General features: G+C 51.1%; 16 protein-coding genes and 1 other RNA gene. 10 read left to right on the top strand and 7 right to left on the bottom strand.

Translation table 11 applies throughout. From position 1 onward, the window contains the following. The first annotated feature begins 2 nt into the window (after positions 1-2). Together thrB and thrC are read left to right on the top strand one after the other, a co-directional pair. Positions 3-962, top strand: coding sequence for a homoserine kinase (gene thrB, locus BZJ18_RS03070; RefSeq protein WP_077455293.1), 960 nt, complete (start codon positions 3-5; stop codon positions 960-962). After that, positions 959-2,242, top strand: a complete 1,284-nt coding sequence (gene thrC, locus BZJ18_RS03065) for a threonine synthase (protein WP_077455292.1) — start codon at positions 959-961, stop codon at positions 2,240-2,242. Before thrB ends, thrC begins: the two co-directional genes overlap by 4 nt. 47 nt (positions 2,243-2,289) lie before the next feature. Here the strand turns inward: thrC and grcA are convergent, their stop codons facing one another. Then, on the bottom strand, positions 2,290-2,667 hold the full coding sequence (gene grcA / locus BZJ18_RS03060; RefSeq protein ID WP_069589774.1) for an autonomous glycyl radical cofactor GrcA: 378 nt from the start codon (positions 2,665-2,667) through the stop codon (positions 2,290-2,292). Between the two features lie 411 nt (positions 2,668-3,078). Here grcA and BZJ18_RS17675 point away from each other — a divergent pair, with 411 nt between their 5' ends. Both BZJ18_RS17675 and ung read left to right on the top strand, forming a co-directional pair. Then, positions 3,079-3,204, top strand: coding sequence for a hypothetical protein (locus BZJ18_RS17675; RefSeq protein WP_268794307.1), 126 nt, complete (start codon positions 3,079-3,081; stop codon positions 3,202-3,204). Positions 3,205-3,257: 53 nt separating this feature from the next. Then, a complete protein-coding gene (ung, locus tag BZJ18_RS03055; protein WP_077455291.1) occupies positions 3,258-3,941 on the top strand; it encodes a uracil-DNA glycosylase in 684 nt (227 codons plus the stop codon). A 102-nt stretch (positions 3,942-4,043) separates the two neighbouring features. On the opposite strand, the gene BZJ18_RS03050 is transcribed toward ung, so the two are convergent. Further along, entirely contained in the window at positions 4,044-4,223 is a 180-nt protein-coding gene (locus BZJ18_RS03050) for a DUF3545 family protein (RefSeq protein WP_069589769.1), read from the bottom strand. 237 nt (positions 4,224-4,460) lie between these two features. Between BZJ18_RS03050 and BZJ18_RS03045 the strand changes: the two genes are divergently transcribed. After that, positions 4,461-5,885 (top strand): alanine/glycine:cation symporter family protein, encoded by a 1,425-nt coding sequence (locus BZJ18_RS03045; RefSeq protein ID WP_077455290.1) that lies wholly within the window; start codon positions 4,461-4,463, stop codon positions 5,883-5,885. A 72-nt stretch (positions 5,886-5,957) separates the two neighbouring features. Next, positions 5,958-6,731, top strand: a complete 774-nt coding sequence (yaaA, locus tag BZJ18_RS03040; RefSeq protein WP_077455289.1) for a peroxide stress protein YaaA — start codon at positions 5,958-5,960, stop codon at positions 6,729-6,731. 93 nt (positions 6,732-6,824) lie between these two features. On the opposite strand, the gene serA is transcribed toward yaaA, so the two are convergent. The 5 genes from serA to zapA form a co-directional block, all read right to left on the bottom strand. Then, complete coding sequence (gene serA / locus BZJ18_RS03035) at positions 6,825-8,054, bottom strand: phosphoglycerate dehydrogenase (RefSeq protein ID WP_069589766.1); 1,230 nt, start codon at positions 8,052-8,054, stop codon at positions 6,825-6,827. Positions 8,055-8,405: 351 nt separating this feature from the next. Beyond that, positions 8,406-9,065: a ribose-5-phosphate isomerase RpiA gene (gene rpiA, locus BZJ18_RS03030; RefSeq protein ID WP_077455288.1), complete on the bottom strand. Its 660-nt coding sequence runs from the start codon at positions 9,063-9,065 to the stop codon at positions 8,406-8,408. A gap of 54 nt (positions 9,066-9,119) precedes the next feature. After that, positions 9,120-9,722 carry a 5-formyltetrahydrofolate cyclo-ligase gene (locus BZJ18_RS03025; RefSeq protein WP_077455287.1) on the bottom strand — a complete coding sequence of 201 codons (603 nt, stop codon included), beginning with the start codon at positions 9,720-9,722 and terminating at the stop codon, positions 9,120-9,122. A gap of 29 nt (positions 9,723-9,751) precedes the next feature. Further along, positions 9,752-9,934: non-coding RNA, 6S RNA (ssrS, locus tag BZJ18_RS03020), on the bottom strand. Between the two features lie 4 nt (positions 9,935-9,938). Then, positions 9,939-10,244: a cell division protein ZapA gene (gene zapA, locus BZJ18_RS03015; protein ID WP_077455286.1), complete on the bottom strand. Its 306-nt coding sequence runs from the start codon at positions 10,242-10,244 to the stop codon at positions 9,939-9,941. 419 nt (positions 10,245-10,663) lie between these two features. On the opposite strand from zapA, the gene BZJ18_RS03010 reads away from it, so the two are divergent. The 4 genes from BZJ18_RS03010 (at position 10,664) to gcvH (ending at position 14,244) form a co-directional block, all read left to right on the top strand. Next, positions 10,664-11,239: a UPF0149 family protein gene (locus tag BZJ18_RS03010; protein WP_077455285.1), complete on the top strand. Its 576-nt coding sequence runs from the start codon at positions 10,664-10,666 to the stop codon at positions 11,237-11,239. Positions 11,240-11,302: 63 nt separating this feature from the next. After that, a complete protein-coding gene (gene ubiH / locus BZJ18_RS03005; protein WP_077455284.1) occupies positions 11,303-12,493 on the top strand; it encodes a 2-octaprenyl-6-methoxyphenyl hydroxylase in 1,191 nt (396 codons plus the stop codon). After that, positions 12,490-13,722: an FAD-dependent 2-octaprenylphenol hydroxylase gene (locus tag BZJ18_RS03000; RefSeq protein WP_077455283.1), complete on the top strand. Its 1,233-nt coding sequence runs from the start codon at positions 12,490-12,492 to the stop codon at positions 13,720-13,722. Before ubiH ends, BZJ18_RS03000 begins: the two co-directional genes overlap by 4 nt. Before the next feature lie 120 nt (positions 13,723-13,842). Next, positions 13,843-14,244: a glycine cleavage system protein GcvH gene (gcvH, locus tag BZJ18_RS02995; protein ID WP_069589757.1), complete on the top strand. Its 402-nt coding sequence runs from the start codon at positions 13,843-13,845 to the stop codon at positions 14,242-14,244. Positions 14,245-14,307 lie beyond the last annotated feature (63 nt).

Raw genomic sequence — 14,307 nt, 5'->3', positions numbered from 1 at the left:
TGATGACAGTACGCGTTTACGCACCCGCTTCGATTGGTAATGTGAGTGTGGGGTTTGATGTGTTAGGTGCAGCGGTCAGCCCTATCGATGGCAGCTTGCTGGGGGATGTGGTTGAAGTGAAGGCGGGCAGCGACCGCCCCTTTTCGCTGCGCTGTGAAGGGCGATTTACCGACAAGCTTCCTGCTGATGAAAAGGACAATATTGTCTATCAGGCCTACCAAGCGTATGCACATGCGCTGCAGGGTCAAGGGATCGCGGTAAAGCCGGTGGCGATGTTGCTGGAAAAGAATATGCCCATCGGCTCCGGATTGGGATCCAGTGCGTGTTCGATTGTTGCAGCACTTGATGCGTTAAACCGCTTTCACGGTAACCCACTGGATGAAACCACCATGCTAGCGCTAATGGGGGAGATGGAAGCCAGTATTTCGGGCAGCTTACACTATGACAACGTGGCGCCTTGCTACTTAGGTGGCTTGCAACTGATGCTGGAAAGCCAAGGCGTGATCAGCCAAGCCGTACCACATTTTGACAACTGGTATTGGGTGATGGCTTACCCCGGGATTAAAGTCTCGACTGCAGAAGCACGCACTATCTTGCCCGCACAGTATCGCCGTCAAGACGTTATTGCCCACGGGCGATATTTAGGCGGCTTTATTCACGCGTGTCACACTCAACAACCTGCTCTGGCGGCGAGCTTGATTTGTGATGTGATTGCAGAGCCCTATCGGCAAAAACTGTTGCCGGGCTTTGTTGAAGCGCGGGCGTATGCAGACAGCTGTGGCGTACTTGCGACAGGGATTTCAGGCTCTGGGCCGACCTTGTTTAGCATCTGTGATGATTTACAGGTTGCCGAGCGACTCGCACAATGGCTGCGCGAGCACTACGTACAAAATAATGATGGCTTTGTTCATGTATGTCGCATTGATGGACAGGGCGCAAAAGAAATAGGAAGTCAGGCATGAAGCTTTACAACATCAAAGATCACAGTGAAACCGTCTCGTTCGCGCAAGCGGTCAAACAAGGATTGGGGCGAGGACAAGGGCTGTTTTTCCCCGAGCACATACCGCAATTTGAGGATATCGATGCCTTGTTGTCGATGCCACTGGTAGAGCGTAGCACTGAGATCCTCTCGGCCTTGATTGGCGACGAACTGCCAAAAAGCCAAATCCATGAGCTGGTGGCGCAGGCGTTTACCTTTGAGGCACCACTCAAATCTGTCACTGAGCGCATTCATGCGTTAGAACTTTTCCATGGGCCAACGCTCGCCTTCAAAGATTTTGGTGGTCGTTTTATGGCGCAATCTCTCGCGGCAGTGTCAGACGGCAACAAGATCACGATTCTCACCGCCACATCAGGCGATACCGGTGCTGCCGTTGCTCATGCGTTTTATGGCATTGAAAACATCAACGTGGTGATTTTGTATCCGAAAGGCAAAATTAGCCCACTGCAAGAAAAGCTGTTTTGTACTCTCGGCGGCAATATTCACACCGTGGCAGTGAACGGCACATTTGACGACTGCCAGACGATGGTGAAGCAAGCCTTTGATGATCAAGAGCTGCGTCAAACCATTGGCTTAAACTCAGCAAACTCAATCAATATCAGCCGGCTGATGGCGCAAATTTGCTACTATTTTGAAGCGCTTGCGCAGATCCCTCAGCACAAGCGAGACCAAGTGGTTGTCGCGGTACCCAGTGGTAACTTTGGCAACCTGACTGCGGGCTTGATTGCCAAGGCGATGGGGCTGCCGATTAAACGCTTTATCGCTGCCACCAATGCCAATGATACGGTGCCACGCTATTTAGCCTCCGGGCAGTGGCAGCCGCAAACCACAGTCGCAACTTTATCGAATGCGATGGATGTCAGTCAGCCGAACAACTGGCCGCGTATCGAAGAGCTTTTCCGCCGTGAAGGGTGGGCGCTGAGCGAATTGGCATCAGGACGCGCAGACGATGCGCAAACCGCAGAGAGTTTGACGCAGCTTGCTGAGCAAGACTATTTATGCGAGCCGCATGGAGCCATTGCCTATCGTTTGTTAGCACAACAGCTTGGCGAGGAAGAAGAGGGGATTTTCTTGTGTACCGCGCATCCGGCCAAGTTTAAAGAGTCGGTCGATGCGATTTTACACAAGGATATTCCGCTGCCAGGGCCATTGGCAAAACATGCGCAGATGGATTTATTGTCGAGTGAGCAAGAGACCGACTTCTCGGTCTTAAGAGCGTACCTGCTTAATTTGAGCGCTTAACCAAAAACAGCCCGCCAAAGCGGGCTGTTTCTTTATAACCTGTGTGTTTACAGTGAGCTTGTAAACGTACGGGTGATCACGTCACGCTGTTGTTCAGGGGTCAGTGAATTAAAGCGAACCGCATAGCCCGAGACACGGATGGTCAGTTGCGGGTATTTTTCTGGGTGCTTGGCTGCATCTTCCAAAGTTTCACGCTTCAGCACGTTAACGTTCAGGTGTTGACCCCCTTCATTAACCGCTTGGGTTTCGATATTGACTTCACGGTAGTCAAACTCACCCAAAGAAGACAGCGCGACTTCTTGATCCGCCTCAAAGCCTTGTTTTGCACAGACACAGCGTGCTTGGTCGGTTTCTTTATCAATCAACCAAATAGAATTGATGAGATCATCATTGGCCGCTGAGGTTACTTGAATGCCGGTGATCATGGCCTATCCCCTTTTTCTGATAGTGACTTTAGTGATGTAAGATTTCATCACTTTCGACGTTCATATATACCTCTTTATCTGTAGGGTTATTTTGATTTAGGTCAATATTTAATCGTCTTTATCGTGAAGATAGTTATTTGATATCAATATTATTGTGAACAAAATCAATTTGATGATAAGAGCACAACGCGCAGCGATAAGCATTCGTATTTATAGCGCTATTTTGTTGTAAATTTACTACAAAAGTAAGGGCGAGATTGATCGATGGGTAGGCAGTTTTGCACCATATTGGTACATGGCTGGCGGAGTGTTCTTCTCGAATTTTATTAATCGTTTGAAATATATAGCTATTTAAACTTGGCATTGATTTTTCATGATGTTCTAGGCACACGCACAGATAAGGAGCGACCCATGACTAGAACATTATCGCCACGTTCACACGCGAGCTTACCGACCCCGAACCGAGCGGTACAAGGGCGCTGCCAACGTCATTACCATGCCCACACAGAAAGAACAAAAGATCGCGCCACACACTGATTTCATCTGTTTGTCTCGTTAAAATGGCGCCAGTGTGATGATAAGGAGCAACCATGACTCAGGCGCAAACGTGGCAGCAGGTGCTAGCCAACGAGAAGGAGCAAGCGTATTTTCGCGATACGCTAGCCTATGTGGAAAAGGTCCGGGCCAGTGGCGTCACGGTTTTTCCTCCCAAAGAGGATATATTCAACGCCTTTCGTTTTACTGAACTTGGCGATGTGAAAGTCGTGATTTTAGGCCAAGACCCTTACCATGGGCCCAATCAGGCCCATGGGCTCTGCTTTTCCGTATTACCCGGGGTAAAAACGCCACCTTCGTTGGTCAATATTTATAAAGAGCTAGCGACGGATATCGAGGGGTTTCAGATCCCTTCACATGGCTACTTGAAAAACTGGGCAGAGCAGGGCGTGTTATTGTTAAACACGGTACTGACTGTGGAACAAGGAAAGGCGCACTCTCATGCCAAGTTGGGGTGGGAGACCTTTACTGACCGAGTGATTGAGGCTGTTAATCAGCATGGTGACGGTGTGGTGTTCTTGCTTTGGGGTGCGCATGCTCAGAAAAAAGGTAAAGCGATTGATCGTACGCGCCATCATGTTTTAACTGCGCCACATCCCTCTCCACTGTCAGCGCATCGAGGCTTCTTGGGCTGCCGCCATTTTTCACAAACTAACGCATTATTGCGCGAGCAAGGTAAAGCGCCCATTGATTGGCAACCCACACTGGATGATGCGTAGAAAGCCAAGTGATTGAGGGGCAAAGCCGTCTTGGTCAGGTTTTATCTGACCAATAAAAAAGGTGCTCAGTGAGCACCTTTTTCGCATCCTTTTATCGGTGAGTTAATCAAGATCCAGTTGAGAGAAATCGCCATACATATCGATTTCTTCCAATTCTTTTCTCAGTCGCTGTTTGTCCTTCAGCGCTTCAATTTCTCTCCATTTACGTTTGACTGGTTTTGCGCGTCCGCTGCGTTGTGGCTTGTCTTGCTCGAACATGTCGTTAAAGGCAAAGTTATCCATAGTCACCCCTTGTTCACCTTGCGGTTAGGTTTTAAATACCACAGCTCGCCCTACCGTAAAATTGAAGTATTTCTCATTTGTGGCAGATTGATGAACTTTTTATGAGAACGTCATCACTGAATTTTTAAAAACAGTGATGACCAGCACAGCCAAGGGCGGCCATCAATTGATCTTACCGGTCAGACAAGCGAAGATTGCGCCGCAGACAGCAATCACGACACGACGAGGGACAGTCATTTGAGCCTTTTAACCTTTATTAACGACCTGATATGGGGCTCGGTGCTCATTTATGTGCTGATCGGCGGTGGCGTCTTCTTTTCGCTAAAACTCGGTGGCATTCAGTTCCGTCACTTCTCCCATATGTTTTCTGTGATGCGTCATAGTCGCCGCCGCGACATTTCGGGAATTTCGTCGTTTCAAGCCTTGTGTACTGGACTGGCTGCACGCGTCGGGACAGGCAATATGGCTGGTGTGGCGGTTGCACTCTCTCTTGGTGGACCAGGGGCGATTTTTTGGATGTGGCTGATGGCGTTTCTGGGAATGGCGACTGCCTTTGCGGAAAGCACCTTGGCACAGGTCTATAAAGTTCGCGATCCGGATGGCTACTTCCGAGGCGGTCCGGCTTACTATATGGAACATGGCTTGGGGATGCGCTGGATGGGAATATTGTTCTCGTTGCTGCTGATCCTTGCCTTTGGTTTGGTGTTTAACTCAGTTCAAGCGAATTCGATTTCACAGGCTGCCCAAGTGGCTTTTGGCTGGCCTCCCGCCTATGTCGGTGCAGGACTGGCACTGGTTAGTGGGTTGATTATTTATGGTGGCTTACGTCAAATTGCACGCACAGCTGAGGTCTTAGTCCCTGTGATGGCGCTGCTCTATTTATCTCTGGCGTGTTATGTAATGTTGACCCATCTCGAGCAAGTGCCCGCCGTGATATCGCTGGTGGTTAAAAGTGCTTTTGGTCTTCATGAAGCCGCTTCTGGCGCATTGGGTTACACCTTGGCGCAAGGGATGATTCAGGGGATTAAACGTGGCCTTTTCTCGAATGAGGCGGGCATGGGCTCGGCGCCGAATGCCGCCGCCTCCGCCACACCCTATCCGCCTCATCCAGTTTCTCAAGGCTATGTGCAAATGCTGGGCGTCTTTGTCGATACTCTGGTGATATGCACCGCAACCGTCGCGATTATTCTGCTATCGGGGGAGTATATACCCGGTGGCGAAGTCACGGGGGTGGAACTGACACAGCGTGCCTTAAGTGCACAGGTCGGCGATTGGGGTGAGCAATTTGTGGCGGTGGCGATTTTCTTCTTTGCGTTTACCTCCATCATTGCCAATTATTCGTATGCAGAAACCAATTTGTTGTTTATCAATGGTCGTTTGCGCCCGGCACTGCCTTATTTTCGAGCATTGGTATTGGGCATGGTGATGTTTGGCGCGCTGGCCGAGCTCCCCTTAGTGTGGACGCTTGCGGATGCATCAATGGGCATGATGGCCTTGGTGAACATGATTGCGATCTTATTGCTGTCTGGCATTGTTAAGCGCTTGGCCGCTGATTACCACACCCAACGTTCGTTAGGGCGAGTGCCTGTGTTTGATAGTCGCCGCTTCCCTGAGCTTCACAGCCAATTGGACGAAAAGGCTTGGCCTTTGCCCAAGCAGTGACCGTGATGCGGTGGCTTTTTTATGCTGGAATGATAGTCTTGGCAACAGACAGATAACATAAGGGTTAGCAAGATGCTGATTGTGGTCTCCCCCGCAAAAACATTGGATTATGAGTCACCATTGCCGACGCAACGTCATACCCAACCCATGCTGACTGAGCACTCTCAAGCATTGATCGAGGTATGTCGCCAATTAACGCCCGCCGATATCGGTGCGTTAATGAAGGTGAGTGATAAAATTGCCAGTCTGAATGCGGTCCGTTTTGCCGAATGGTCTCCAACCTTTACCACTGATAATGCACGCCCTGCGGTACTGGCGTTTAAAGGGGATGTTTATACGGGTCTGGATGCCACTTCAATGTCTGAAGAGGACTTTGATTGGGCGCAGGCACATTTCCGTATGCTGTCGGGGCTGTATGGCCTATTGCGGCCATTGGATTTGATGCAACCTTATCGCCTTGAAATGGGCACCAAGCTGGCGACATCGCGCGGTGATAACTTGTATCAGTTTTGGGGTGATATCATCACTGAGACATTGAATCGCACCTTGGCAGAGCAAGGTGATCGATTACTGGTGAACTTGGCCTCCAATGAGTATTTCAAAGCGGTAAACAAGAAAAAACTCGACGGCGACATTGTGACCCCTGTCTTTAAAGACTGTAAGAACGGTCAATACAAGGTGATCAGTTTTTACGCCAAAAAAGCCCGTGGCATGATGGCGCGCTATTTGATTGATCAGCGTGCGACATCCATTGAAGCTATCAAGACATTTGATGTTGGCGGCTACTATTTTAGCGAGGCACATTCCAAAGGGAATGAGTTGGTCTTTTTGCGTGAAGAACAGTAACGCACAGGCAATAAGGTTATGACAAGTATCAGCCGATGCGGCTCTGTGTCTCAATGAAAAAAAGCCCCAATGGGGCTTTTTTATCGCTTTCAGTTAGTGAAGAATGCGGGCGCGAATCGTGCCTTCAATCGCTTTCAGCTTTTTCAGTGCTTTATCAGCCTGTTCGGTTTCGACATCAATGACCACATAGCCAATTTTTGCTGAAGTTTGCAGATATTGTGCGGCGATATTGATGCCTTCATCGGCAAAGGTGGTGTTGATTTTGGTCAACACACCGGGACGGTTCGCGTGAATGTGGAGTAAACGAGAACGCCCTTGATGCTCTGGCAGTGACACCTCTGGGAAGTTGACACAAGAGAGTGTCGAGCCGTTATCAGAGTACTTGATCAACTTGCCTGCTACCTCAAGGCCAATGTTTTCCTGCGCTTCTTGTGTCGAGCCACCAATGTGTGGGGTGAGCAGCGCATTATCAAACGCCTGCAGCGGTGAGCTGAAGGGATCATTATTGGTTTTAGGCTCAACAGGGAATACATCAATCGCCGCTCCGGACAAATGGTTGCTCTCGAGCGCGCCACATAGGGCATCGATGTCCACCACTGTACCGCGTGAGGCATTAATAAAGATAGCACCGGGCTTCATGCGGGCGAATTCTTCACTGCCAATCATGTTTTGAGTACTTTCGGTTTCCGGGACGTGCAATGAAATCACATCACTACGGTTTAATAATTCGGTCAGCGAGTTGACTTGCACGGCATTTCCGAGTGAGAGCTTGTTATCGATATCGTAATAACAAACGTTCATGCCAAGGTTCTCTGCCAAAATACTCAGCTGCGTCCCGATGTGGCCATAACCGATAATCCCTAATACTTTTCCGCGTGCTTCAAACGAGCGTTCGGCGGATTTCTGCCACTCGCCACGATGTGCTTTGGCATTCTTTTCCGGAATACCACGTAGCAGTAGCAGGATCTCCCCAAGCACTAATTCGGCAACGCTGCGGGTATTTGAGAAGGGGGCATTAAAAACCGGGATACCACGTTGAGCAGCTGCGTCGAGATCAACTTGGTTAGTGCCGATACAAAAGCAGCCGACTGCGACCAATTTTTTCGCCTTTGCGAAAACCGATTCAGTCAGCTGGGTACGTGAACGCAAGCCGACAAAGTGAGCATCTTGAATCGCTTCTTCCAGCGCCTCACCGGTGAGGGAGCCTTTGTGATACTCAATATTGGTATAACCAGCTTGCTTGAAGGCCTCTAACGCCGTGGGGTGGACGCCTTCGAGGAGCAGAATTTTGATCTTATTCTTGTCCAGTGAATAGTGTGACATGCGGGCTGTTCTCTTCCTTAGAAACAATAGTGGTAGCAATGTTGCGCCTGAGTGCCGGGGCGCATCGTGACCCTGTGCCCTTAACGCGTCTGCTAAGAAAAAGCGGCTAGAAGCGCTGTCATTAGGCTGATCTCATTCGCGAAGCCGCAGGAGGGCGCGCGATGTGCCGGTATCAGAACAGTGACCAAGATAACAAAAATTTTGCGAAGGGGTAAGAATTATCCGTTCTAGACCATAAAAAAAGCACCTTAAAAAAGGCGCTTTTAACTTATTGATTACACTAAACGCAAACGTTTGGCTTTTGCGGGGGAGAATACGTTTCTCACCGACTATGCATGGTGGGTTATGCGTTTAGTCTGCAATTTTTTGCACGCCGTTTTCGGTGCCGGTCAAGACGACATCGGCACCACGGTTGGCGAATAGGCCGACAGTCACTACACCTGCGATACCGTTAATGGTATCTTCGAGCGCTTTTGGATCTTGGATTTTCATATTGTGCACATCCAAGATCACGTTGCCGTTATCGGTCACTACCCCTTGACGATAGCAAGGATCGCCCCCGAGTTTGACCAACTCGCGAGCCACATAAGAGCGTGCCATCGGGATCACTTCCACAGGAAGTGGAAACTCGCCAAGAACATCAACGTGTTTGGTGTCATCGATAATGCAGATGAATTTGTCTGCGATCGCCGCGACAATCTTTTCACGGGTGAGGGCCGCGCCTCCGCCTTTAATCATATGCTTGCGCGCGTTGATTTCATCTGCGCCATCCACGTATACATCAAGACTTGCGACGTCGTTCGCATCAAACACCTCAATGCCCAGTGCTTTCAAACGCTCGGTGGATGCTTCTGAACTGGAAACAGCGCCTTTAATTTGCGATTTAATCGGCTCAAGGGCATCGATGAAGTAGTTGACGGTCGAGCCTGTCCCTACGCCAACAATGCTGCCGGGTTTGACATATTCCACCGCCGCTTCGCCCGCTGCTCTTTTTTTATTGTCTTGGTTCATGATCACTCCTAATGGGGGGGTTGGCGGCGATTATAGCGAAGCGCGTCGACGCCGTCAGGATAGAGGTCGCGAATTCGTGGCTGACCAGTGCCAATGGTGACTGGGCGTTAATATGTGGGGAAGGGGCATGTCCCATTGCTCGGTGGGTAATTGGCCCCAATGCTGACAGTCATGAGCAAGGCCGACCGCCGTAGCACTTGGGTGTGCACAGAGCGCCAAGGTACGATCATAGTAGCCACCGCCCATGCCCAGCCGTTGACCGCGATCGTCAAAGGCAACCAAGGGTGTGGCAATCACCTCCAATTGGTGGGTGGGTAAGAGGTAGCGAATATCCAGTTTGGGCTCGGCGATCCCGTAGCGGTTCGACTGCATCGGGGTGGTCGGGGTGTAATGTAAAAACAGTAAGTGGCCCTGACTGAATGGATGAACAACAGGGAGATAGACAGACTTTCCGGCCTGCCAGCAGGCATTAATCAACGGCGCGGTATCAAGCTCACCATCAAACGATAAATATAAGGCAATATGCTGAGAGGCGATCACAGACGGCAAGGCCATAAAGCGTGTCATGACCGCGTGGGCGGCGCGCTCTTGCTGTTCAGCGCTCAGTTGCCGGCGGGCGTGTCGGACTTGTTGACGTATTTGCTGTCTGGGCTGCATAACTGTCCTTGATGCTAGCCTGTCTGGAAGAGGGCCCCGGGATGCCGTCGGGATCGAAGGCCCTTGAACCCGCTGGTTCAAGGCGGGCGGGCAGTACAAACCGTAGGCTTCTCGGTACGTGCCGAGCTTGCTCAGTAGCTTGTAACAACACACCCTTAGGTTTGCTTATCGGCTCAGGGACGTAGATCCGCTGACAAACACCCCAGGGAATTCGGGTTACTTACGCGGTCCTTGCGTGGCCATTGCTGTGTCCAACTTTGACGCCATCAGGGCGCTCCGTTGCTTAACCTGATCTTGGACGTCGACCAATGATTGCTTAGCTTCATTTAGCTCGTGGCAAACATTCAAAGCAGCAATGGCAATTAACTGCTCTGTGTTGGTTACTTTAGTGCGCYCAGCCAGTTGTTGCAACCGTTGATCGAACTCACTTGCTGCTTCTTTAAGCGCTTGTTCTTGTCCTGGTGGACAATTGACCCGAACAAAGCGATCAAGGATCTTAATTTCAACCGGTTGTGTGCTCATAATGGTTGGCTGGCTCCTCGTGCGGCCTCTTCTTCTTGGGCCAACGACACAGTAACAATGCCCGCTATTCTAGCAATTATTTTTAGTGATACACCACTTTGAAATACTTAAGCTGTGTATCTGCTGTCAATTTAGACATGGAAACGGGTGATGCATGCCCTGACAGGTTGGCAGGTGAGAGCTAAGCCGCAGTTTATTATGGCCAGTTGCCAAGCCGAGTATGAATTGATCTTTGTCATGCCCGTTGCGTAGCGCGTCGATTTACACTGCCAGCCACGATGAAACGATTTTATCCGTGCCTTCGTATCGGAAGAGGTATCAAAGTGTGTTTGCGTGCTTTTGATACGGGAGCGATTCAGCCACGCGGTGTGAAATGGTAGACTGTGGGTTTTATAACATGCACGACCAAGGGCAAGATTGTGACTGATACCCGTTTACCTCTTTATGCGCAAGCCGCGACGACTTTATCGGCAGATAGCCTTGCCGTCACACCCGCCGAAATGCATGGCTTAATCGCCGGTATGTTAAGTGGGGGTATGGCGCTGGAAGATAGGGGCTGGCTCACCATGCTTTACGACTATACCAACCAAGGTATGGGATGGCCGACTGAGGCGAAAACCCTCGCCATGCAAAGCTATCACCAGCTGAAAACACAATTGACCGGGGACGACTTAGATCTCGATATCTATGCCCCTGACGACGAGCAGGTTGGCGTAGTCGTTCGAGCAGAAGCCCTTGTCGAATGGATCAATGCGTTTTTAGCTGGGGTGGGGCTGATCGGTAAACAAGGCCGTCAACTCTCCAATGACGTCACCGAGGCGCTGAGCGACCTTAAAGCCATTGCCCAGCTTGGCATTGACGAAGACGGTGATATGCAAGAACAAGCGGAGCTGCTTGAGCAAGTTTGCGAGCATGTTCGTGTGTGCTGCATGGTAGTGCATGCTGAATTGGGTGCGCGTCCGGATGCGGATGAGACTCCAAAGACACTCCATTAATCAATGAATCAACATCGCTGACGTGCGATGACCCCATACAGTATGGGATTAGGGACAGGTGGGATGAAAGCCTACGATATAATCATTGCCGGTGGCGCGATGGCCGGTGCCACGGCCGCACTTGCGCTGGATACATTAAGTGGCGGTCAGCTGCGTATTGCCGTGGTTGAGGCGATGTTGCCTGATCATGCCAATCACCCTGGGTATGATGCACGCAGTATTGCCTTGGCACAGGGAAGCTGTGCTGCACTGGAATCGCTGGGGTTATGGTCGGCGTTAGCCCCATTTGGCACCCCGATTCAGCATATCCATGTCTCGGACCGCGGCCATGCGGGGCAGACACAGATTGATGCGAACGCTCAAGGTGTTCCTTATTTGGGGCAAGTGATTGAGCTTGCGGATGCTGGCCGTGTCTTTCATCAGCAGCTCAGTCATCGCAGCGCCATTGATCTTTATTGTCCCGATTACGTCGAACATATCCATAGAGAGCAAGCGTCGGTAACCGTTGAGCTCAAGCAAGGAGAGACCTTGCAGGCAAAATTGCTGGTGGCTGCCGATGGCGGACGCTCGCCATGCTGTCAACAGCTGAAGATCGCGCGTCAGCAGCACGATTTCCATCAGGTGGCGATCATTGCCAACGTGAGTACCGCGCTGCCGCATCAAGGGGTGGCATTTGAACGCTTTACTCGCACAGGGCCGGTGGCGTTACTGCCGATGTCGCAGGGGCGGTGCTCAGTGGTCTGGTGTGTGTCACCGGATGAGGTCGACCATTGGCTCTCGTGCGACGAGGCGACCTTCTTGGACGGTTTGCAGACTGCCTTTGGATGGCGCTTGGGTAAACTCCTTCATGTTGGCACTCGGCATGCCTATCCGTTGGTGCTTAATCAAGTGGTGAGTCCAGTCAGCCACCGTGTGGCTGTGGTCGGCAATGCGGCACAAAGCCTCCATCCGATCGCGGGGCAAGGGTTTAATCTCGGTCTACGAGATGTGATCACGCTAGCCGAGGTTCTGACGGCAGCGTCAGCACACGGCGAGGATCTGGGGGCAATGCCAGTCTTAACTCGCTACGCGCAACGTAGAGAAGCGGACCGAGAGACTACCATCGCCACCACATCCGGATTAGTGCACCTGTTCTCTAACCAAAATGCGGTGTTATCGGCCACTCGTAATCTCGGACTGGGGTTGATGTCAGCTCTACCGAGTCTTAAACAACCTCTTATTCAACGCACCATAGGATGGGTAGCGCGCACATGAAGATGATCAATGCAGATATTGCCATCATTGGCGGCGGCATGGTGGGGCTCACCTTGGCGGCAGCGTTGGAGCACAGCGCTTTACGTGTGGTGGTTATTGAAGGGAAAACCCCTGAGCCCAGCTTGGATACCATCCCGGATAACCGTGTGTCAGCCTTAAGCCGCGCCAGTGAACGCATATTGCGAGGCGTGGGGGCTTGGTCGGGCATTGAATCTCGCCGCCTCGCAAGTTATCAAGCTATGCACGTTTGGGAGCAAGACAGTTTTGCCGAGATAGCGTTTGATGCACAAAGTCTGGGCCAGCGTGATCTGGGCCATATTGTTGAAAACCGTGTCATTCAGTTGGCGCTCCTCGATAAAATCAAACAGCAAAGTAATGTGACGCTGCTGATGCCTGAGCAGTGTCAATCGATGATGATGGGTGAGCGAGAAACCTGGCTACAGCTTGCCTCTGGTGGCGGCGTGACCACTAAATTGGTGGTGGGGGCAGATGGTGCGCGCTCTTGGGTGCGAGGCCAAGCCAGTTTACCTTTGGTGCAACGCGACTACGGGCATCACGCGGTTGTTGCGACGGTTCGCACTGAGGTTGCTCATCAGGGCGTTGCACGGCAAATCTTCACGCCGGATGGCCCACTGGCTTTTTTACCGCTTAGCGATCCGTACCTTTGCTCGATTGTATGGTCGGTGTCGCCGTGCTTGGCGCAGCACTATACGGATATGGACGACGCGGCATTTAATCAGGCCTTAACGGCACAATTTGATGTGACCCTTGGGCTTTGCGAAGCCGTGGGGCCGCGCGCCAGTTATCCATTAACCATGCGTTATGCACAGCAATTTGCCGCTGACCGTGTGGCCTTGGTGGGGGATGCGGCGCACACCATTCATCCACTGGCCGGCCAAGGGGTGAATTTAGGGTTACTAGATGCCGCAGCGCTTGCCGAAACACTCATACACCTTGCTGAGCAAGAAAAAGACATTGGCCTGCATGCGTCACTGCGCAGTTATGAACGCTGGCGAAAAGCAGAAGCGGCGCAAATGATCGCCGCCATGCAAGGCTTTAGAAGTTTGTTTGACGGCGCTCATCCGATCAAAAAATTGATCCGTGGTGTCGGCATGCAGGCTGTGAATCATTTGCCGGGCGCTAAACTGCCATTTATTAAACGGGCGCTAGGGCTAAGTGGCGAGCTACCCAAGCTCGCCTGTACAACATTTTCTGAATCGTCTAGCTGAGATTATTGGCGAATCGATATCTGTGTGCTAGTTGTTGTGTAGTTAATCAACCAAGTATTAGTGAACCACGAAGTCTGTTGAAACGACGATGTGTCACTGGGTGCAACAAGGAACAAAACTATGAGTGATATCCCATCAGAATTAAAATTTACTTCAACGCATGAGTGGGTGCGCCCAGAAGGCGATGGCTTGTTTACCATTGGTATCTCGGATCATGCGCAAGCCCTATTAGGGGATATGGTATTTATTGATTTGCCCGACGAGGGCGACAGTTTTGATGCGGGAGACGATTGTGCCGTGGCAGAGTCTGTCAAAGCCGCCTCTGATATTTATGCGCCTATTTCTGGGGAAGTGGTTGCGGTGAATGAAGAGCTGGACGGTTCTCCGGAATTGGTGAATAGCGACCCTTATGGTGATGGCTGGTTATTCCAAATTCGCGCCACCGATGAGTCTGAAATTGATGATCTCTTGGATGCGCAAAGCTACGAAGAAACCTTAGGGGAAGAAGACGACGACGAATAAGGTTGGCTGTCTTTGCGTCATCGTCAGGCCCTGCCTTTTGGCGGGGCCTATTGATTTAAGCTC

It is taken from the genome of Salinivibrio sp. IB872, from assembly GCF_001995345.1.
Taxonomy (GTDB): domain Bacteria; phylum Pseudomonadota; class Gammaproteobacteria; order Enterobacterales; family Vibrionaceae; genus Salinivibrio; species Salinivibrio proteolyticus.
This window is presented reverse-complemented; position numbering and strand designations above follow the sequence as displayed.